The organism is Bacillus carboniphilus (assembly GCF_039522365.1).
In the GTDB taxonomy this organism is placed as follows: domain Bacteria; phylum Bacillota; class Bacilli; order Bacillales; family JC228; genus Bacillus_BF; species Bacillus_BF carboniphilus.
Map to the genome: position 1 here is coordinate 89067 of NZ_BAAADJ010000064.1, position 19718 is coordinate 108784.

General features: G+C 37.6%; 19 protein-coding genes. 14 read left to right on the plus strand and 5 right to left on the minus strand.

All coding sequences use genetic code 11. The features are described 5' to 3' along the window. The first annotated feature begins 40 nt into the window (after window positions 1-40). Window positions 41-589: a L,D-transpeptidase gene (locus ABDZ91_RS20670; protein ID WP_343803540.1), complete on the plus strand. Its 549-nt coding sequence runs from the start codon at window positions 41-43 to the stop codon at window positions 587-589. A gap of 30 nt (window positions 590-619) precedes the next feature. On the opposite strand, the gene prli42 is transcribed toward ABDZ91_RS20670, so the two are convergent. Beyond that, complete coding sequence (prli42, locus tag ABDZ91_RS20675; protein WP_343803543.1) at window positions 620-715, minus strand: stressosome-associated protein Prli42; 96 nt, start codon at window positions 713-715, stop codon at window positions 620-622. A gap of 154 nt (window positions 716-869) precedes the next feature. Here prli42 and mce point away from each other — a divergent pair, with 154 nt between their 5' ends. From mce to ABDZ91_RS20700, 5 genes are all read left to right on the plus strand, one after another. After that, complete coding sequence (gene mce / locus ABDZ91_RS20680) at window positions 870-1283, plus strand: methylmalonyl-CoA epimerase (protein ID WP_343804260.1); 414 nt, start codon at window positions 870-872, stop codon at window positions 1281-1283. Window positions 1284-1304: 21 nt separating this feature from the next. Continuing rightward, entirely contained in the window at window positions 1305-2852 is a 1548-nt protein-coding gene (locus ABDZ91_RS20685; protein WP_343803546.1) for an acyl-CoA carboxylase subunit beta, read from the plus strand. Window positions 2853-2937: 85 nt separating this feature from the next. Next, entirely contained in the window at window positions 2938-4056 is a 1119-nt protein-coding gene (locus tag ABDZ91_RS20690; RefSeq protein ID WP_343804262.1) for a tripeptidase T, read from the plus strand. A gap of 26 nt (window positions 4057-4082) precedes the next feature. Continuing rightward, a complete protein-coding gene (locus ABDZ91_RS20695) occupies window positions 4083-4508 on the plus strand; it encodes a chemotaxis protein CheW (RefSeq protein WP_343803549.1) in 426 nt (141 codons plus the stop codon). A 75-nt stretch (window positions 4509-4583) separates the two neighbouring features. Continuing rightward, window positions 4584-5765 carry a DNA polymerase IV gene (locus ABDZ91_RS20700; protein WP_343803552.1) on the plus strand — a complete coding sequence of 394 codons (1182 nt, stop codon included), beginning with the start codon at window positions 4584-4586 and terminating at the stop codon, window positions 5763-5765. Between the two features lie 48 nt (window positions 5766-5813). On the opposite strand, the gene zwf is transcribed toward ABDZ91_RS20700, so the two are convergent. Further along, on the minus strand, window positions 5814-7316 hold the full coding sequence (gene zwf, locus ABDZ91_RS20705) for a glucose-6-phosphate dehydrogenase (protein WP_343803555.1): 1503 nt from the start codon (window positions 7314-7316) through the stop codon (window positions 5814-5816). A 281-nt stretch (window positions 7317-7597) separates the two neighbouring features. On the opposite strand from zwf, the gene ABDZ91_RS20710 reads away from it, so the two are divergent. The 5 genes from ABDZ91_RS20710 to ABDZ91_RS20730 all read left to right on the plus strand — a co-directional run bounded on the left by ABDZ91_RS20710 (window position 7598) and on the right by ABDZ91_RS20730 (window position 13755). Continuing rightward, entirely contained in the window at window positions 7598-8299 is a 702-nt protein-coding gene (locus ABDZ91_RS20710) for an ABC transporter ATP-binding protein (RefSeq protein ID WP_343803558.1), read from the plus strand. Then, window positions 8296-10572, plus strand: coding sequence for an ABC transporter permease (locus ABDZ91_RS20715; protein WP_343803561.1), 2277 nt, complete (start codon window positions 8296-8298; stop codon window positions 10570-10572). Before ABDZ91_RS20710 ends, ABDZ91_RS20715 begins: the two co-directional genes overlap by 4 nt. A 128-nt stretch (window positions 10573-10700) precedes the next feature. Next, window positions 10701-11624, plus strand: a complete 924-nt coding sequence (gene rnz, locus ABDZ91_RS20720; RefSeq protein WP_343803564.1) for a ribonuclease Z — start codon at window positions 10701-10703, stop codon at window positions 11622-11624. A gap of 15 nt (window positions 11625-11639) precedes the next feature. Continuing rightward, on the plus strand, window positions 11640-12344 hold the full coding sequence (locus ABDZ91_RS20725) for a winged helix-turn-helix domain-containing protein (protein ID WP_343803567.1): 705 nt from the start codon (window positions 11640-11642) through the stop codon (window positions 12342-12344). Beyond that, on the plus strand, window positions 12334-13755 hold the full coding sequence (locus ABDZ91_RS20730; protein ID WP_343803570.1) for a sensor histidine kinase: 1422 nt from the start codon (window positions 12334-12336) through the stop codon (window positions 13753-13755). Before ABDZ91_RS20725 ends, ABDZ91_RS20730 begins: the two co-directional genes overlap by 11 nt. A gap of 86 nt (window positions 13756-13841) precedes the next feature. On the opposite strand, the gene ABDZ91_RS22025 is transcribed toward ABDZ91_RS20730, so the two are convergent. Then, window positions 13842-13991 (minus strand): YjcZ family sporulation protein, encoded by a 150-nt coding sequence (locus ABDZ91_RS22025; protein WP_425541887.1) that lies wholly within the window; start codon window positions 13989-13991, stop codon window positions 13842-13844. 157 nt (window positions 13992-14148) lie between these two features. After that, window positions 14149-14991: a protein-glutamine gamma-glutamyltransferase gene (locus ABDZ91_RS20740; RefSeq protein ID WP_343803573.1), complete on the minus strand. Its 843-nt coding sequence runs from the start codon at window positions 14989-14991 to the stop codon at window positions 14149-14151. A gap of 621 nt (window positions 14992-15612) precedes the next feature. Here ABDZ91_RS20740 and ABDZ91_RS20745 point away from each other — a divergent pair. From ABDZ91_RS20745 to ABDZ91_RS20755, 3 genes are all read left to right on the plus strand, one after another. After that, window positions 15613-16104 carry a CBO0543 family protein gene (locus ABDZ91_RS20745; RefSeq protein WP_343803576.1) on the plus strand — a complete coding sequence of 164 codons (492 nt, stop codon included), beginning with the start codon at window positions 15613-15615 and terminating at the stop codon, window positions 16102-16104. Window positions 16105-16295: 191 nt separating this feature from the next. Beyond that, window positions 16296-17546 carry a S1C family serine protease gene (locus ABDZ91_RS20750; RefSeq protein ID WP_343803578.1) on the plus strand — a complete coding sequence of 417 codons (1251 nt, stop codon included), beginning with the start codon at window positions 16296-16298 and terminating at the stop codon, window positions 17544-17546. 31 nt (window positions 17547-17577) lie between these two features. Next, window positions 17578-18441, plus strand: coding sequence for a foldase protein PrsA (locus ABDZ91_RS20755; protein WP_343803579.1), 864 nt, complete (start codon window positions 17578-17580; stop codon window positions 18439-18441). A 71-nt stretch (window positions 18442-18512) separates the two neighbouring features. Here ABDZ91_RS20755 and namA read toward each other — a convergent pair whose 3' ends face one another. Then, the gene (namA, locus tag ABDZ91_RS20760) at window positions 18513-19532 is read right to left on the minus strand and encodes an NADPH dehydrogenase NamA (protein ID WP_343803581.1); all 1020 of its coding nucleotides are present in this window, start codon (window positions 19530-19532) and stop codon (window positions 18513-18515) included. Between the last annotated feature and the right edge of the window lie 186 nt (window positions 19533-19718).

Sequence of the window (19718 nt, forward strand, 5' to 3'; positions counted from 1 at the left end):
AATGTAGCTCTGACACCCACAATAATAATGGGTGATTAAATTGAAAATATTACTTGCTATTTTATATATATCTGTTGTTTCTCCAATCTGGCCAATCGGTGAAAATCCATTGCCAGGTGATCCGTTTATTATAGTCAATAAGAAAAATAATCAGCTTGCGTTTGTACATGAAGAAAAGATTGAAGTATTTCCTGTTGCAACGGGTAAAACGAATGATCTAACTCCTGAAGGGACGTTTACTGTAACAGTTAAGGCTATTAACCCTTATTATCGAAAGCTGAATATGCCGGGTGGTCATCCCAGAAACCCATTAGGGAGTCGGTGGATTGGGTTTGATGCGCTTGATACAATTGGAAGAACGTACGGTGTTCATGGGACAAACAGGCCAGAATCCATAGGTGCTTATGTTTCGAACGGATGTATTCGGATGCGGAAGGAAGATGTTGAAGCATTATTTGACAGGGTGCCGATTGGTACAAAGATCTTAATTGTTTCATCTTACAAATCGTTTGAAGAGCTGGCCAAGGAAGCCGGAGCCATCATGGATGAATCCAAAAAAATAGAGTGGCCTTTAGTGATGGAAAGATAATCACTAGAGGTCACTCTTTTTTGTTCACTATTATAAAAACATAGTCATTCCGATAAGAAGAGTAGAAGCAATCATAGCAAAAAGCATTAAGTAAACTACGATTTTTCTCAATTTTTTATTTTTCATATCGGTTGCCCCCTTCTTCGCTTATCCTATCCCTATTGTACAAGGATATGGCATTTTCAACAAGTGTTACATGGAAACTGCTTCTTGTCATGCTTAAAAAGTTGCAGGAATTTCGACATATATAAAGAATGTTATAGAGTGGAAAAGAAATATGATGATTGGAGGAAGCTCCTTGGAAAAAGTAGATCATATCGGTATTGCTGTACGTTCAATAGATCAAGTTTTACCTTTTTATCAAAATGTGATGAAGCTTGAGTTAACCAAGACGGAAGAAGTTCCCTCTCAAGGAGTAAAAGTTGCGTTCCTACAAGCACTGAATACAAAGTTAGAATTACTTGAACCTATACATCCAGATTCTGCAATAGCCAAGTTTATTGAGAAAAAAGGGGAAGGTATGCACCATGTTGCTTTCCTTGTGGACGATATTGAAGCAGAGGTTAAGAGGTTAAAGTCTGAAGGGGCTCGTCTTGTTCAAGAAACCCCACAGCCCGGTGCAGGCGGGGCTAAGGTGATCTTCTTACACCCTAAACAGGCAAATGGCGTATTATATGAAATTTGTGAAAAATAAGGTTGAGGTGAAAGATTAGAAATGGACATCTATGAAAAAATTAGCGAGTTGTATGATAAAAGGCGTGAAATAGAGCTTGGCGGTGGAGATGACAAAATTAATAAACAACATGAAAAAGGAAAGCTGACCGCCAGGGAAAGAATTGAGCTTTTAGTAGATGAAGGAACATTTGTAGAATTAAATCCTTTCATTGAACACCGAAGCCATGACTTTGGATTAGGTGATGTTAAGGGCCCTGGAGATGGTGTTGTTACTGGTTATGGAAAAATCCATGGACGTCCGATTTATTTGTTTTCTCAAGATTTTACCGTTTTTGGTGGAGCACTTGGTGAAATGCATGCTAAAAAAATAGCCAACGTCATGGATTTAGCAGCAAAAAATGGCACCCCTTTTATCGGGTTAAATGATTCAGGGGGAGCACGAATCCAAGAAGGTGTTGTTTCATTAGATGGCTATGGTCATGTTTTTTATCGAAATGCCATTTATTCAGGTGTAATCCCTCAAATTTCCGTCATTATGGGACCATGTGCGGGAGGAGCCGTTTATTCACCGGCTATTACTGACTTTGTGTTTATGGTCGACAAAACAAGCCAAATGTTTATAACAGGACCAAAAGTCATTGAAACGGTAACAGGTGAAAAGATTTCTTCTGAAGATTTAGGTGGTTCTGAAGTACATAACGCTATAAGTGGAAACGCACACTTCCGTGGAAAAACGGAAGAGGAAGTTTTAGAACAGGTTCGTACATTAGTTCGTTATTTACCACAGAATAATGAGCAATCTGCCCCAATCGAGCAGACTGAGATAAAAGATGATTTTCGTCCGGACCTAACGGATATTATTCCATTTGATCCTATTCGCCCTTATGATGTTCGACTAGTCATTAACGAAATTGTAGATGAACATTCATTCTTTGAGGTTCATCGAGAATTTGCTAAGAATATAGTAGTGGGCTTTGCAAAAATAAAAGGGGAGACAGTTGGTTTGGTTTGTAACCAACCAAAGGTGATGGCAGGAGGACTTGACATTAATTCCTCTGATAAAGCAGCACGTTTTATCCGGTTCTGTGACTCTTTTAACATTCCACTCATTACATTCGAAGACGTAACGGGATTCTTCCCAGGAGTAAAGCAGGAGCATGGAGGAATTATCCGCCACGGTGCTAAGATTTTATATGCCTACTCTGAAGCTACAGTTCCCAAAATTACAGTGATTCTGCGTAAAGCCTATGGTGGGGCTTATGTGGCATTAAATAGTAAATCTATTGGTGCAGACCTTGTATATGCATGGCCAAACGCAGAAATAGCCGTTATGGGGCCACAGGGAGCAGCCAATATTATATTTGCAAAAGAAATTGCAACGAGTGAAAATCCTGAAGAAGTTAGAGCAGAAAAGATTGAAGAATACCGTGAAAAATTCGCAAACCCATATGTAGCAGCTAGTATGGGGATGGTAGACGATGTTATTGACCCGAGAGAAACAAGAATAAAGCTGGCACAAGCATTAGAAATGCTAAAGAATAAAAAAGAGCACCGTCCAACTAAAAAGCATGGGAATATTCCCCTGTAAAAAACAATCATTAGGTCTCGAGTCTTGTATCTATTTAAACATGAACGTTATACTAGAATAGAAGCATAAAAACGGAGGGACATACATAATGAATGCAGATCGTTTATTACAAGAGTTTTTAGAACTTGTACAAGTAGATTCAGAAACAAAATTCGAAGCAGAGATTGCTAAAGTTTTAAAGGAGAAATTTACTACTTTAGGGCTAGAAGTTATTGAAGATGATACAACAGGTGAAACTGGCCATGGGGCTGGAAACTTAATTTGTACCCTCCCTGCAACTAAGGAAGGTATTGACCCAATATACTTCACTTGCCATATGGATACAGTAGTTCCTGGAAAAGGGATCAAGCCAAGTGTTAAAGATGGATATGTCGTTACAGATGGAACAACTATACTTGGTGCTGATGACAAAGCTGGTATTGCTGTTATGTTAGAAGCAATCCGTACATTAAAAGAAGAAAACACAGCACATGGACAGATTCAATTTATCATTACAGTTGGTGAAGAATCAGGATTGGTCGGGGCTAAAGCTTTAGATCCTTCCCATGTAAAAGCTAAATATGGCTATGCATTGGATAGTGATGGAGCTGTAGGTAATGTCATTATTGCAGCACCTACACAAGCGAAAGTAAAGGCAACGATTTTTGGCAAAACAGCTCACGCTGGTGTAGCACCTGAAAAAGGTGTATCTGCGATTACAGTTGCTGCTAAGGCAGTTGCAAAAATGCCACTAGGACGAATTGATGAAGAAACAACAGCAAACATCGGTCGTTTCGAAGGTGGAACTCAAACGAATATCGTGGCTGACCGTGTTGATATTTTAGCGGAAGCTCGCTCATTAGTACCTGAAAAAATGGAACAGCAGGTAGCAAAAATGAAAGCTGCCTTTGAACAAGCAGCTGAAGAAATGGGTGGCAAAGCCGAAGTTGATATCCAAGTTATGTACCCAGGCTTCAAATACTCTGATAATGATTTAGTTGTTCAGGTTGCTCAAAGAGCAGCAAGTAAGATTGGCAGAAGTTGCGAGTTGTTACGAAGCGGCGGAGGTAGTGACGCAAACGTTTTTGCAGGTATGGGAGTCCCTACTGTCAATTTATCAGTTGGGTATGAAGAAATTCATACAACAAATGAGCGTATGCCAGTTGAGGAATTAAATAAATTGACTGAAATGGTACTAGCTATCATTAGTGAAGTAAGTCAATAAACTGGTCTTTTGAGGGAGAGAAGAAGATGTCAACTTTAGGTCATGCAGTTATGTTTACCATTGGCGGTCAGACTTTTGCAATGGACTTAAACCATGTAAAATCTATTGAACCTTATAAGAATGAAAACTCTTCAGCTGAAGGTTTAGTTCTTGGGTATTCAGATATTAGGGGCGAACAAGCAGTTGTTGTTGATCTACAAAATTTTTTATATGATCAACCTTTTTCGGTTACAGAAACAACTCGTTTGTTGTATGTGGAAACGGGACAAGTACCGTATGCTATTCCATTTGAAGAAGCTGAGATGATTAACGGAACGAACGTAGAAAAGCAAGATTTAGGTCTAGCGCAAAGTAAAGAAAATACATTTTTTTCAAGTGTGGTTCTTTGGAATGACCAGTTGGTACCTGTTATCGATGCTTTTGCATTATCCGATAGCTTAAATCTTGTCTAATAAGTGAAGCTGCCGCATGAGGCAGCTTTTCTTATGAAAAACTAAACTTTTTCACAAAAGTAGGTGCATATTATAATGGAATCAAAAGCAAGAGTTATCTTTCATATTGATATGAATAGCTACTACGCATCAGTAGAAATGGCCTTTCACCCGGAGCTTAAGGGGAAGCCTCTTGCAATAGCAGGCAACGCTAAAGAAAGAAGAGGAATTATTGTAACATGTAGCTACGAGGCTAGAAAGTTTGGAGTAAAGGCAACCATGCCAATATGGGAAGCCAAAAAACTCTGTCCGAATTTAATTGTAAAGGAACCTGATTTTGATAAGTATCGGTCAGTCTCTAAGCGGATGTTTGAAATTCTGAAAAGCTATACCGAATGGGTTGAACCTGTCTCCATCGATGAAGGATATATGGATGTGACCGAAGTAGAGGGTAACCTACATCCGTTGAAATTAGCTCAAGCGATTCAAGATAGGTTACTAGATGAACTGCAACTTCCCTGCAGTATTGGTGTAGCACCTAATAAATTTCTAGCGAAAATGGCATCAGATATGAAGAAACCATTAGGGATTACGGTTCTCAGAAAAAGAGATATGACTCATAAATTGTGGCCATTAGAGATTCAAGAGATGCACGGAATAGGGAAGAAAACTGCAGAAAAGTTAAAGAAACTTGGTTTTCATACTATTGGAGATTTGGCTAAAGCCCCTGAGTTAACACTAAAAGTAGCATTAGGTGTTAACGGGAAGAAGCTGTGGGAACGTGCTAATGGGATTGACCGAAGGAAGGTAGATCCAGAAAGTGTGAATGAGATTAAATCCATCGGAAATTCAACCACATTACCTACAGATACGGAGGATTTACACACATTAGAAAGAGTCCTCGAATCCTTAACAGACCGTGTGAGTAAGAGGCTTTATACAAGGGGGTACGTTACAGAAGGGGTTCAAGTTACGATTCGATATTTTAACCGCAAGAATACGAACCGCAGTATGACCTTGGCCAGACCTATGTACAAAACAGAAGAGCTATTACCATATGTAAAGAAGCTTTTTATTGAAAACTGGAATGAAGATCCTGTCCGTTTATTAGGTGTAACCGCTACCCAGTTAGTGGATAAGAAGAGTGTCACCCAACAATTAGATTTATTTTCTTATGAAAAAGATGAAAAGGATTATAAACTGAATGAAACTTTGCAACAGCTTTATAAAAAGCATGGTAAATCTATTATAAGTAAAGGTGTAGATAAGCCAAAATAAAAGGGGCCCACGTCATAAAATGAGAGGGTCCCTTTTGCATTCATGATTCTAACAGTTTTCAACATCTAAATCGGTAACTGGCCACCAGTGGAAGCCATCCTTCTCAAGCAGCTTGTCTGCTTCATCTGGACCCATGGAACCAGATGAATAGTTAGGAAAAGAGCTTTCTTTAGTTTGCTCCCAGGCTTTCGCAATTGGATCGACGTAGGTCCAGGATAAAGCTACTTCGTCCCAATGTGCAAAATTTGTAGCATCTCCTCTTAGGCAATCGTAGAGTAATTTTTCATAAGCTTCTGGTGTATTCATTCCATCAACGCTCTTATTTGAGAAATTTAATTTAACAGGTGTGGTTTCTACAAACTGTCCAGATTTTTTCACATTCAAGTGAAGCGTAATACCTTCGTCTGGTTGTATATGAATCACCAATAGATTCGGATTCAAAGTTTCTTCAGTTTTCATATAAAGGTTCATCGGGATATCTTTGAATTGAACAACAATTTTTGTTGACTTTTCTGTTAAACGTTTACCAGTACGAATATAAATCGGGACACCAGCCCATCTGAAATTGTCAATCATAATTTTTCCAGCTACGAATGTCTCAGTGTTGGAATTAGAATCCACATGTTCTTCTTCTCGGTAAGACTTGACTTGCTTCCCTTTACTTACTCCAGCATTATATTGACCTCTTACAAAACTATTTGAGATTTCGTCACCCTCTAAAGGGCGAAGGGCACGTAATACCTTAACCTTCTCACTTCTAATCTCATTGGTATTGAGACGAATAGGTGGTTCCATTGCTAGTAAAGCAACCATCTGCAGCATATGATTTTGTACCATATCCCGAAGTGCTCCACTACCCTCGTAGTAACGGCCACGATCCTCTACCCCAAGTGTTTCACTAGATGTGACTTGAATGTTAGAAATAAAACGATTATTCCATAGTGGTTCAAAAATAGCGTTTGCAAAACGAATAACCTCAATATTTTGAACCATCTCTTTACCAAGATAGTGGTCAATTCGGTAAATCTCATCCTCTGAAAACGCAAGGCGAATATGGTCATTTAATTCTTTTGCTGATGGATAGTCATGGCCAAATGGTTTCTCAATAACGAGTCGGTTAAATCCATTATCCGATTTCAACTGTTGCTTATATAACGATTCAGCAATGGTTCCAAAGAATTGTGGAGCCATGGCTAAATAGAAAACACGATTTCCATTCAATTGATAATGGGCGTCTAGTTCGTCAACAAGATTTTTCAAGTCATGGTAATGTTCTGTGTTGGATACATCAAGGGAGTGATAATAAAAGTGAGAAACGAATTCATCAAGATTTTCGTTAGTCCCCACATGTTCCAATATGGATTGTCTCACTTGTTCTTGGAATTGATCTGGCATAAGTTCTCTTCGTGCCACCCCAATAACAGCGAACTTTTGATCAAGTTTGTCTTTCTTATACAAATGGTAAAGGGAAGGATATAGCTTGCGATTGGCTAAGTCTCCTGTTGCGCCAAAAATCGTAATGAGTGCAGTTGGTTTTTGATTTTCGATCACTTATGTTACCTCACTTTTGCTAATTTAAAGGGAAAATCGGCAATATGTATTCTCTTCATATTATTAATGACACCTTTTCAGGCTTTTTCCGTATAAAATGTTATCCTTTTCTGCCCCGAAACGCAAATATATTCGGACATAAATTCTAAAAAGATGCAATAATTATTAAGTAAATTAAAATTATGAACTATATTAGTTAAATTATTTCATAATTTCATTGTGGTAATGGAACTTGTAGGATAATATATAAGGGAAGAATGATAAATTCTGGGGGGAGAAATATGGCAATACGATTAGAGAATGTGACGAAAACGTATCAATCTGGAGATATATTGGTCAAAGCATTAAAGGGAGTAGATGTTGAAATACCGGATGGAAAGATGGTTGTAATTTTAGGGCCATCAGGATCTGGAAAATCAACACTGTTAAATGTTATTGGTGGGATCGATCAACCTAATCAGGGAAGTGTGATAGTAAACGGGTGGGAAGTTGCGAATCTTTCAGATCGGAAACTGACTCAATACCGCCGAGAGGCAATTGGCTTCATATTTCAAGCATATAATTTAATTCCAAGTTTAACGGTTTATGAGAATGTTGAAGTTGGGGCTCAAATCAGTGAAAATCCTTTAACAATAGAAGAAGTACTTGAAGGGGTTGGCATGTTAGACAAAAAGGATAAATTCCCTCATCAGCTAAGTGGTGGTGAGCAACAACGAACAGCGATTGCAAGAGCATTAATAAAAAACCCTTCTATCTTGCTTTGTGATGAACCAACCGGTGCATTAGATGAAGAAACCGGAAAAATGGTACTAGAGTTACTTCAAACTATTCAAGAAAAATATGGGACCACAGTTTTAATTATCACCCATAACCCTGGAATCAGTGAAATGGCACATGTTGTATTGAAAATGAAAAGTGGAGAGTTAATCTCACAATCTAATAATGGAACACCGATACCGGCCAAGCAGGTGAAATGGGTATGAGTTTACAAAAAGGTGTAATGCGAACAATTTGGAAGCGAAAAATGCAGTCGTTAGGCTCAATCATTTTGTTAATGATTGCCGTGATGCTGTATATTATGATGACGAATTCTCTAACTAGCCTAGATAAGAGCTACCAAATGTTTAAGGAAAATTATCAACAAGAAAGTTTTCAATTTATTTCTGCTGATCGGATGGAAGCGGAGCAAGTTGCAAAATTAGAACAGAAAATGGGAATCGAACTCGAAGAACGTTCATTTGTGGATGTGTCCGTGGATGGAGATAGAACGCTTCGTTTATTAACCATTCCTACTAATATCAATCAGCCTTACTTAACAGAAGGGGTTATACCCACAAACGAAAATGAAGTGGCTTTGGCAGAAAAGTATGCCGCAATATTAGGGCTAACGGTTGGGGATAATCTCAAATTAAATAATCAAACCTTTGAAATCTCGGGATTGGTATATCTACCAGATTATATTTACCCTATTGAGAACGAAGCGAATCTGATGTCCATGCCCGGTGATTTCGGCGTTGGTCTACTTACTGTTGATGGTTTAAGCTATCTTGGCCTTCCGAGTGTTATCCAATATTCAGGTTTAAATAGCAGCGAGATGGAACTAACAAAAGTGAAACAAGAGATCAACAAGTTAATACCCGTGTTAAAGTGGACGAATGCCAATGAGAACCCTGCTATTTCAACGTTTGAGACGGAAGTTGAAGGCTCGATGAAGTTTTCTTCCTTCTTACCGCTCATTATTACCTTAATGGCCATTATGATGGTGACACTGCTTGTAACAAAGCAAATTGAGTGGGAACGTAAGCAAATTGGAACTTTAAAGGCATTAGGATATCAAAGATTTGAATTATTAAAAGCTTATATTTCTTTGCCATTATTGGTTGGGTTGCTAGGAACAATCCTAGGTTCCCTTTTAGGATGGGTTCTCTCATCACCGCTACAAACACTCTATACAGACTTTTACCATATCCCAACGTTTACGTCAGTGGGAAGTGTTTTCTCGTTTGTGTTAGCCATTCTTGTACCCGTATTATTACTACTCGTAATTAGTGGAATAGCTATCTTTCGTAAGGTTTCTAGTGACCCACTAACCTTAATGAAAGGGGAGCAGTCCGGACATCAGATTAACCAAAAGGTGAGGGGACAAAGCTTTATTTCTAAATTCTCAAACTATCAAACGAAGTACAGAGTAAGGGCAATGCTTCGTAGTAAAAGTCGAATGTTTTATATGTTAATTGGTTCGATATTCTCGTCTGTTACATTGATTTTTGGATTTCTTAATATGAATTCTATTGATGTTTTATTTACGGAAACCTTTCAAAATGTGAATCAATATAATTATGGTGTTTATTACAAAGGACTTCAGACAGAAGAGGTTGACGGTGATCCTTTTACTCTCATTCAATCTGAAATTGATACCATTACTGTTGGTGGTCAAGAAAAGGAGATATCAGGTCCATCGGTTTCACTCTATGGTGTCGACTCAGATGTTACACTGGTAAATTTAGAAGAAGCAAACTTAGAAGGAAATATAAAAAAGGCTTTAGAAGAGGGGGTTATTATTAACCAGGTGATCTCCTACTCTCACAACCTTGAAATAGGCGATCAAATTTCTCTTATTAGTGCAACAAATGGTGATACTCATACGTTCACCGTACAAGGTATTGTGGAGGCTTATACAGGTGCCACTATTTATGCAAGTCGTCATACTGTAAATGAGTTTGCTGGTTTTCCTGCCAAATCCTATACAGGTGCTTGGACACTGAATGAACCTAATGATCAGAGTGAAATCTTTATGCTAGAGGATAAGGCAAAAATTGTAGACTCATTCGAGTCACTAATTGGTCCATCGAGATATTCCATACTGATTACAGCGGGAATTGCTATTACAATCGGTGTTTTAATTATGTCATTATTGACAAATATGATACTAGAGGAAAACACCTATACGATTTCAATGCTCAAAGTATTAGGCTATGAAGATAAGACAATAGCGAAAATGGTATTAAATCTATACACGACTGTTGTCTTAGTGGGGTATATCATTTCAATTCCAATTTCACTTTTAGCAATGAATGAGGTCGTTCGATATTTAGCTAGTGAAACAAGCTTCGCACTGCCGGTGAAACTACAGCCTATTTGGATAATGATAGGGTTACTCATCATTTTATTAACCTATCAGTTGTCATTGTTTGTTTCCAAGAGGAAACTACGAAAGGTCTCACTACAAGAAGTAATGAAACATCAAGACAATTAAGAAATCAAAGTAGGGGTGTGACTCCTCACAATATCGATATCTAGATTGATTAGTAGCACTGCTATATACTAGATAGAAGATGTGGGGGGCAGACCCCTTTATGTTAGATGTGAAAGAAGGACTAAACTATGCAGCTTCAATTTTTAGGAACTGGATCGGGTGTACCATCCAAAATGAGAAATGTGACTTCTATAGCACTTAAGCTATTAGCTGAGCGGGGTGCTATATGGTTATTTGATTGTGGTGAAGCAACTCAGCATCAAATTTTACATACTAATATTCGACCAAGAAAAATAGAGAAAATCTTTATCACTCATATGCATGGAGATCATATTTTTGGATTACCAGGGTTATTAGGAAGCCGCTCTTTTCAAGGAGGAACTGCTCCTTTAACTATTTATGGTCCAAAAGGAATTAAGGAATTTGTTGAAACAAGCCTCCGTGTCTCAGGAACTCATTTGAATTATGTGTTAAACATTGAAGAGTTCGATAGCGGAAAAATATTTGAGGATTCAGGATGGGAGGTCCATGCACAGCCCTTAAAGCATGGAATTCCATCGTATGGCTTTCGAGTGGTAGAGAAAGACCTACCCGGAGCGCTTTTAGTTGATAAACTAAAGGGGTTAGGAATTAAGCCTGGACCTATTTATCAAAGGTTGAAAAATGGGGAGACTGTTGAGTTGGAGGATGGGCAACTTGTCCAAGGTAAAGACTTTGTTGGACCAGCCCAGCGAGGAAGAATTGTTACAATTTTAGGAGACACACTCCCTTGTGAAAATAATCTTGAGTTAAGTCGTCATGCCAATGTAGTCGTTCATGAAGCTACTTTTTCAGAATCTGAAGAGGAAATGGCTCGGAACTATTTCCATTCGACCACAAAGCAGGCAGCTATTTTAGCCCATGAGGCATCGGTTGAAACCCTGTGCCTTACCCATTTTAGTGCTCGTTACCAAAAAGAGGACTTACTAAAATTGAAGAAGGAAGCCGAGAAATACTTTCCAATTGTAGTTGTAGCTCACGATTTTTTAGAAATAGATATTCCGAAGTTATAAAAAGGGGAAAAAGAGATGAAGATACTAGTCATTGAGGATAATCAAAATGTCTGTTCGATGATTGAAATGTTCTTCTCCAAAGAAGGAATCGAAGGGACATTTGTTCATGATGGTCTGGAAGGATATGAATCATATAAAAGAGAGACATGGGATTTGCTGATTATCGACTGGATGCTTCCAGGAATGGATGGTGTGAACCTGTGTCGGAAAATAAGAGACGAGAATAACGCGGTTCCCATTATTATGCTTACTGCAAAGGACAGTGAATCGGATCAAGTATTGGGGCTCGAAATGGGGGCTGATGACTATGTGACAAAACCCTTTAGTCCACTCGCTCTTATGGCCAGAATTAAAGCGGTCTCGCGTAGGTATAATCAAGTCCTTAAAGACGAGACGGACCGTGGTGAAAGCGCATCTAGGTTAATTAAAATTAACAAAGACACAAGAGAGGTTTTTTTAAAAGGTGAGCCCATCGGGAACTTAACGCCTAAAGAGTTTGACTTACTTTCTTTTTTCGTTCAGCATCCTCGCCAAGTTTTTTCTAGGGAACAGCTACTTGAGCGGGTTTGGGGATATCATTACTATGGAGACGAGCGAACGGTTGATGTCCATATAAAAAGATTAAGAAAAAAATTGGGGACTCAAACACATCCCCTTTTCCACACTGTTTGGGGAGTGGGGTATAAATTTGATGAAACGGTAGAAAACCATGAAGCTTAAGTATTTCTATCAACAATTTATTAGTCATATCGGCGTTATTTTAGTGGCCTTTTTAGTATTGAGTCTTCTTGTCTCTCATTATATTGAAAGAGCCGTCTATGAAAATAAGGTAGATGAGCTCACCACTTATGGTGAAAATATTTTAGGACATTTTGAGAACACCCTTCTAGGTAGGGAGAGAATATTAAATCAATATTCAAGTGTACTTCATGACCGCGGAATCCAATTTGCTGTCTTTGATGAGAGAAGCCGAATTTTATATGCCGGTGATTGGTTTATCACCTCCATTACCTTAACAGAGAATGAATGGAGTCATATAACGAATGGTCAGACCGTAGTGGTAAAACATGACATCAAACGTTTTAACCAAGAAGTATCATTTGTGGCCATACCGTATTTTGAAAACGGTATGTTTGTTGGCGGGATCTTAATGACATCTCCTATTAGTGGTTCAAGAGAAATGATAAGCGATATGAATCAATTTCTATGGTATGCCGTTTTAATTGCTCTAGCAGTCTCGCTTGCATTGAGTGGACTCTTTTCAAAATTACATGTGAACAGAATTAAGAAAATGAGGGAAGCAACTTCGCTTGTTTCCTCAGGTGATTATTCGGTTCGTGTCCCTTCCTCAAATTTTGATGAGATTGGAGAACTAGCCAAAGATTTTAATCACATGGTTGAAAAAATCAATTCTTCGATGGAAGAGATTCAAAGATTAGAAAACAGAAGACGTCAATTTATTGCAGATGTCTCTCATGAATTGCGGACACCACTAACCACGATTAGAGGAATTATTGAAGGGCTTAGAACCGATATGATTCCTGAAGTTGAAAAAGAAAAAGGGATTCAGTTAGTCAATCAGGAAACAAATCGATTGATTCGACTTGTGAATGAGAACTTAGATTATGAAAAAATTCGTTCCAATCAAGTTTCACTTAATCAGGTTGATTTGGTTCTAGAAGAAGCCATGGAGGTTATAAAGGAACAATTATCGATCCAAGCAGAAGAAAAAGGAAATAAGATTGTCATCGATGTCAAGCCTGACGTCCATGTGTACGCAGACTATGATCGACTTATTCAAATTCTGATTAACATTACAAAGAATAGTATCCAGTTTACTTCAGATGGAACTATCTATCTAAGAGGAAAAATGTCCGAATCATTTACCACTATTGAAATTGAAGATACGGGTGTCGGGATTGACCCAGATGAAGTGAAAAAAATATGGAGTCGTTTCTATAAGGCTGACATTTCCCGAAGGAGTAATCCATATGGGGAGTTTGGATTAGGGTTGTCCATTGTTAAGCAACTTGTTCAACTACATCATGGTCACATTGAAGTAATGAGTGAAAAAGGAAAGGGAGCGAGGTTTATTATCCAACTGCCTTTTCAGGACAATGTAAAGAATTAACGGTAGAAAAACTTTCTATAACATACACAAAAAAGAACATATTAAGATAATATGTCCTTTTTTGTGTGACCATCGAGTTTTCTAACCTAGCATTTAGGGAAGTAACAAGCACCTACAATGATTAGTAAGATGAACAATACTACAATCAATACAAAGGTATTGTTACAAGGTTCAGGACAAGCGTATCCGTAACTAGGAGCAACATAAGTTGGTTGTGGTGGAACATTAGCTGCCATTACGGGTGCGGCGTTTACGTTAGCCCCCATATAAGGTGCTGCATTGACATTAGCCTCCATATTCATACTTCCTTTCGTATAGATATTCACTACATTATACTCACCTAGTTTCAAAGTGTCCTGATTCGGAAAGAAAATGGGTGTATGTCACGAATGCTTATGAACTGATGTATTTTTGGAGATAAGTGAGATAGTTATAAAAGGAAATAGAACATTCATTATGGTGGAATACAAAATGAAATTTTTTATAATCGGCATGGTTTCTTTGGTATGTTGTTAATCCAGAAAGACGATCAAAGGAAGGTTTGGTACGCAGTCTTGTTAAATAAGCGGGTTCACTACTATCCGGGCGTCTCTTTTGATTTAAAAAATCAATGACTTCTTCAGCAGTCATTATACTAAAACCATGCCCGAAATATTTTCCATCATCCATCAAGACAGCGTTTAATCCCCTATACCAAGGGGTCTGTGGACTAAAGTCTGGATTGTTGAAATAAACAACATCACCAGGTAAAAAATGATCGGAATAATCGGTGGAAATCCCGAGATCTGGGTCAGCGTGCCAGCTATATAAATAGATATCTTGGAAGGCATAGTTAAATAATGGCCTTCCAATACTTTTAAGTACTGCATGGTAAAAAATAATGATACAAGCAGTTGCACATTCAAATGCATACAGGGAACTATTTTTGTAAATGTCCAAAATGGCATCCGATGGAGTAGCGTTAGGCTTTAACAGAAACCCACCTGCGCTTGTTAATTTCCAGTAGTTATCATTACACCGGGCATTCTCAAAAGTATTAAATTCTGCCTCACTATTATTCATTAGCCTTGCGCTTTCAATAATGTTTTTACGCAGGTTTAGCTCAAATAAAAGGTCATTTTTGGAAGGATAGGAATATAAGACATGCGAGTCTAACATTTTTTGAGCAATCACTTGTTCCAAATTTCCAACATTCAGTTCCTTCGGCTGAAAAGGCATACCAGTAACATGTATCATGAAGTTCTCCCTTCATAGAATGGTATTGTTCATATCATATTCGAGCTAGCTATTGATTTTGAACCTTTATTTTGGGAAGTTTGAATAATGGAAAGAAAAAGACAAATAATGAAAGAAATGTGGAAAAGTAGAAAACAAGGAGATATGTCTTATGATTGGACTACCTCTTACTATAATTTTATCTGTGTCAATTTCATTACTCTATTTTTTTCAAAGGAAACGATTCAGCTTTTTAGAAAATTCTATCGTTTATATGGTTATGACCATCTTAACAACCAATGTTATAACTATCTTGTCTTTAAATTTTAGGTGGATAAAAAAGACAGAAAATCCATTTCTATTCCCCGCCGTTCTTCTTTACCGAGACATAATTATTCCGTTGCTTGTATTAATTTTTATTAATGTTTTTCATTCCAGCTCTACTTTGAAAAAAAGGTCTTTTTATTTCATTCTTATTTTTATTGGTTTGAATGGAATTGAAGCACTCTTAATTTTCCTTCATGTATTCGAATATCTCAATTGGAATCTTTTATATGCAGCCATTGTTAATGCTGCGTATTTATTGTGTGGATTATGGATTACAAAAATTGTTTTCTTTGTTTCTAAAAGGAGTCTACATCAATGACAGTGGTTTATGAAAAGGCCTTTGATTGGAATGAATGGTTAATTATTATTACCCTATTATTTTTAAATATTGTTATTTTAATCATTCCTAAACTTTTCACCGTGATTGAGGGGATTGCCTATTATTTGTACGGGATTGCGATTGTGCATTTCTTCGATCATACGACAAGTGTTAAACCATGGGATTTATATGATGTAAATGACAACTCAAACTATCAACTAATGGACTTCATTTATTATGTATTGAATGGACCCATTAGTTATATTTTTATCTACTTATATTTAAAGCTTAATATAAAGGGGCAACAAACGATTCTCTATATCCTTTTATGGTCAGGTTTCTCCGTTTTAGTTGAATGGTTCGGAGTTAAAATCGGTCTTTTTCATTACGATAAAGGATATAAAATGTACTGGTCCTTCCCAATATACATGGTAATTCAAACTCTCCTAATTATTTATTACCATATAATTCAAAAAACGAACAAATAATAAAATATCAGTGGATTGTTAGGTTTTGATTTTATTGATAAATCTGTAGTCGATGAAAAAGGGGTTAATAATGTTTCTTCGTCTTTTCAAAGTTTGTTCATAATTTGTTCATACTTAGTGGATATTCTATAAATAGTCAGAAGTGGTTATCCCATTCCCTTAGATTGAAATGTGTATAAGGAGTGATAAACATGAGTTTGGATGAACAAAAACCATTTGACAACGATACAGAATATCATACTGAGTTACAGAAGAAAGAAGAAATACCAAAAGATAAAAAGAAAGGAAGAGCTTTTTTATCCTCGATATCAGCAGGCGTGTTAGGATCAGCCATTACATTAGGCTTTGTGACATTTACTGATTCCTTTGCAAATGATGAGAATGTAGAAAATCAACCTAAAACAGAAGAAGTAACGACAACCCCTACGGGAAGTTCAAATGTAAATGCGACACCTGTTTCCACACAAACTGGTTCACTAGCCGATATCGTTGAGGAAGCATCGCAGGCTATTGTAGGAATCGTGAATATTCAACAACAGCGACAATTTTATTCGAATACAACACAGAATGTCCAAAGTGGGACAGGGTCTGGCATTCTTTTTAAAAAAGAGGAAGATCACGCCTACGTTGTAACGAATTATCATGTAATTGAAGGAGCTTATGATGTCGAAGTGTCCCTCTATAATGGTGAAAAAGCGTCAGCAAAATTAGTTGGAGCCGATCCATTAACTGACTTAGCTGTTTTAAAAATCGATGCAGAGCATGTAGATTCTGTTATTGATTTTGGTGATTCATCAAATCTACGTCCAGGTGACCAGGTGTTAGCGATTGGAAATCCATTAGGATTAGATTTATCTCGGACAGTAACCCAAGGTATTGTAAGTGCAGTTAATCGTTCAATCCCTGTGTCAACATCAGCAGGGGAATGGGAACTTAATGTTATTCAGACAGACGCCGCTATCAATCCAGGGAATAGCGGAGGTGCACTGATTAATACAAAGGGTGAAGTCATTGGAATTAATAGTTTAAAAATTGCGCAAAACGGTGTAGAAGGACTTGGATTCGCTATTCCTAGTAACGACTTAGTCCCTATCGTTAATGAAATTATCCAAAATGGAGAAGTAGAGCGACCTTATATGGGGGTTGGTTTAGTCAGCCTAGATGAAGTTCCACATTTTTATCTGCCTGAGCTTCCTGAGAGCGTAGAAGGTGGAGCAGTAGTTCAAAATCTTGATCCTAATTCCGCTGCAGCCAAAGCAGGAATTAAGGTAAAAGACGTAATTGTTTCTATCAATGGCGTTGAAGTGAAAAGCTCAAACGAGATTCGAAAGTATTTATATACCGAATTAAAGGTTGGAGATGAAGTAAAACTTGGAATCTACCGGGATGGAAAACCGATTACAATTTCTATGACTTTAACCAGTAAGGATTCAGGAATCTAAAACTGATAAGAGAGATTAAGAGGAGATTTATATGAGAAAAGTAATCATGTTGCTAGTGGGGATCATCGTCGTATTAACGACGATATTGGGAGTGGCCGTTTCAAGAGATGAAGCTGTAGCTAGTGTTAATGGAAATAAAATAACTAAAGATGATCTCTACAATCTGTTAGTTACTCAATATGGTCAAGGCGCTTTAGACATGCTTGTTACAGATGAAATGATTAAACTAGAAGCCAAAGAGCAAAAAGTTAACGTTGATCAAAAGGAAATTGATAATGAAATCAATATTTTGCAAGAATCGTATGGAGGAAAAGAGAGTTTTAATATGGCTTTAGAGTCAACAGGAGTTTCCCTTGACGTACTGGAAAACGACATTGAAACCTATTTATTAACGAAGAAGCTCATGGCCCCCACAATTGAAGTTACAGAAGAAGAAATGGAAAACTACTTTGAGGAAAATAAGGATTCGTTTGCTCACCTTGAACAGGTAAATGCCCGTCATATTCTAATTAAGGATGAGGAAACGGCACTAGAGGTAAAAGAAAAATTAAAAGCCGGAGAGGATTTCGCTGAGCTAGCCAAAGAATATTCTACAGATCCAGGGAGTGCACAATCTGGTGGAGAGCTAGGATACTTTGGTAAAGGTGAAATGGTGGAAGCATTTGAAGAAGTAGCTTTTTCCATTGAAATAAATACAATAAGTGACCCAGTAAAAACAGAACATGGTTATCACATAATTGAAGTTACTGAAAAGAAGGAAGCAAAAGAAGCAAATTTTGACGAGAACAAAGAAGTTATAGAAGAGACACTTTTTAATCAAAAGATGGATTCTCAGTATACAACGTGGGTTGAAGAATTAAAAAGTGAATATGAGATAGAGACTTTCTTAGAATAAATTATTCCCCCCTCTTTATATAGATGAAAAAACAGGCGCCCAAATGAGTGCCTGTTTTTTTAAAATTCATTTTAAACCCAACCACGCTCATATTGCACAGGGCTTTGGATTTCTTCACCAAGCTCTTTAGCGGCTCTTCGTGGCCAGTAAGGGTCTCTTAGTAGTTCTCGTGCCAAAAAGATAAGGTCTGATCGGTCATTTTGTAGTACTTCCTCTGCTTGAACACCGGTTGTAATCAAACCTACGGCCCCTGTATCAATGTCAGCACCATGTTTTATTGTTTCTGCTAATTTCACTTGGTAACCAGGATATACATTGATTCTCGCGGGAACGACAGCACCAGAGCTTACGTCAATTAAATCTACTCCTTGGTCTTTCATCCATTTAGAGAAAACAACATAGTCTTCTACATCAAGGCCTTCTTCATGGTAATCCTTAGCGGAAACGCGAACAAATAGTGGTCCGTCCCAAATGGAGCGAATCTCATCAATGACCTCTTTTAAAAAGCGATAGCGATTTTCTACAGATCCACCGTATTCATCGGTTCTTTTATTCGTTAACGGAGACAGGAATTGGTTAATTAGGTACCCGTGGGCAGCATGGATTTCCAAGATATCGAATCCGGCCTTTTTCGCTCTTTCTGCTCCAAGTTTAAATGCTTCAACCGTTTCAGCAATTTCTTCTTTCGTTAGTTCTTTCGGTGTTTTATATTTATCACTAAAAGCAATAGCAGAAGAAGATACGATGTCTCCTTCAATATCAGCTTTTCTACCTGCGTGTGCTAACTGAATGGCTGTCTTTGCACCGTGTTCTTTCATCATGGAAACTAATTTTGTAAAGCCTTCAATGTGTTCATCAGACCAAATTCCAAGGTCTTGTTCGGAGATACGACCCTGTGCAGTAACCGCTGTTGCCTCTACCATAATTAGTCCAACTTGCCCGACAGCTCTACTTATGTAATGAGTATAATGCCAATTTTGTAGCTTTCCATCTTTTTCGTGAGATGAATACATGCACATAGGTGCCATGACAATTCTATTTTTTAAGGTAACTCCTTTTACGGTATAGGGAGAAAATAATTTTGTTTTCAAGGTTTGGCCTCCTTCTCTATTTCGGTAATCTAAATATAGGTAAGTATACCAATTGGACAAAAAAATGAAAAATGATATGCAGATGTTTCACACAATTACGAACGCCAGCATACAATGTTTGGTATAAAAAATAGGCTTGTAGAATTTTTCAATTTGTTATATATTTAAAGTAACAAATGAATACTT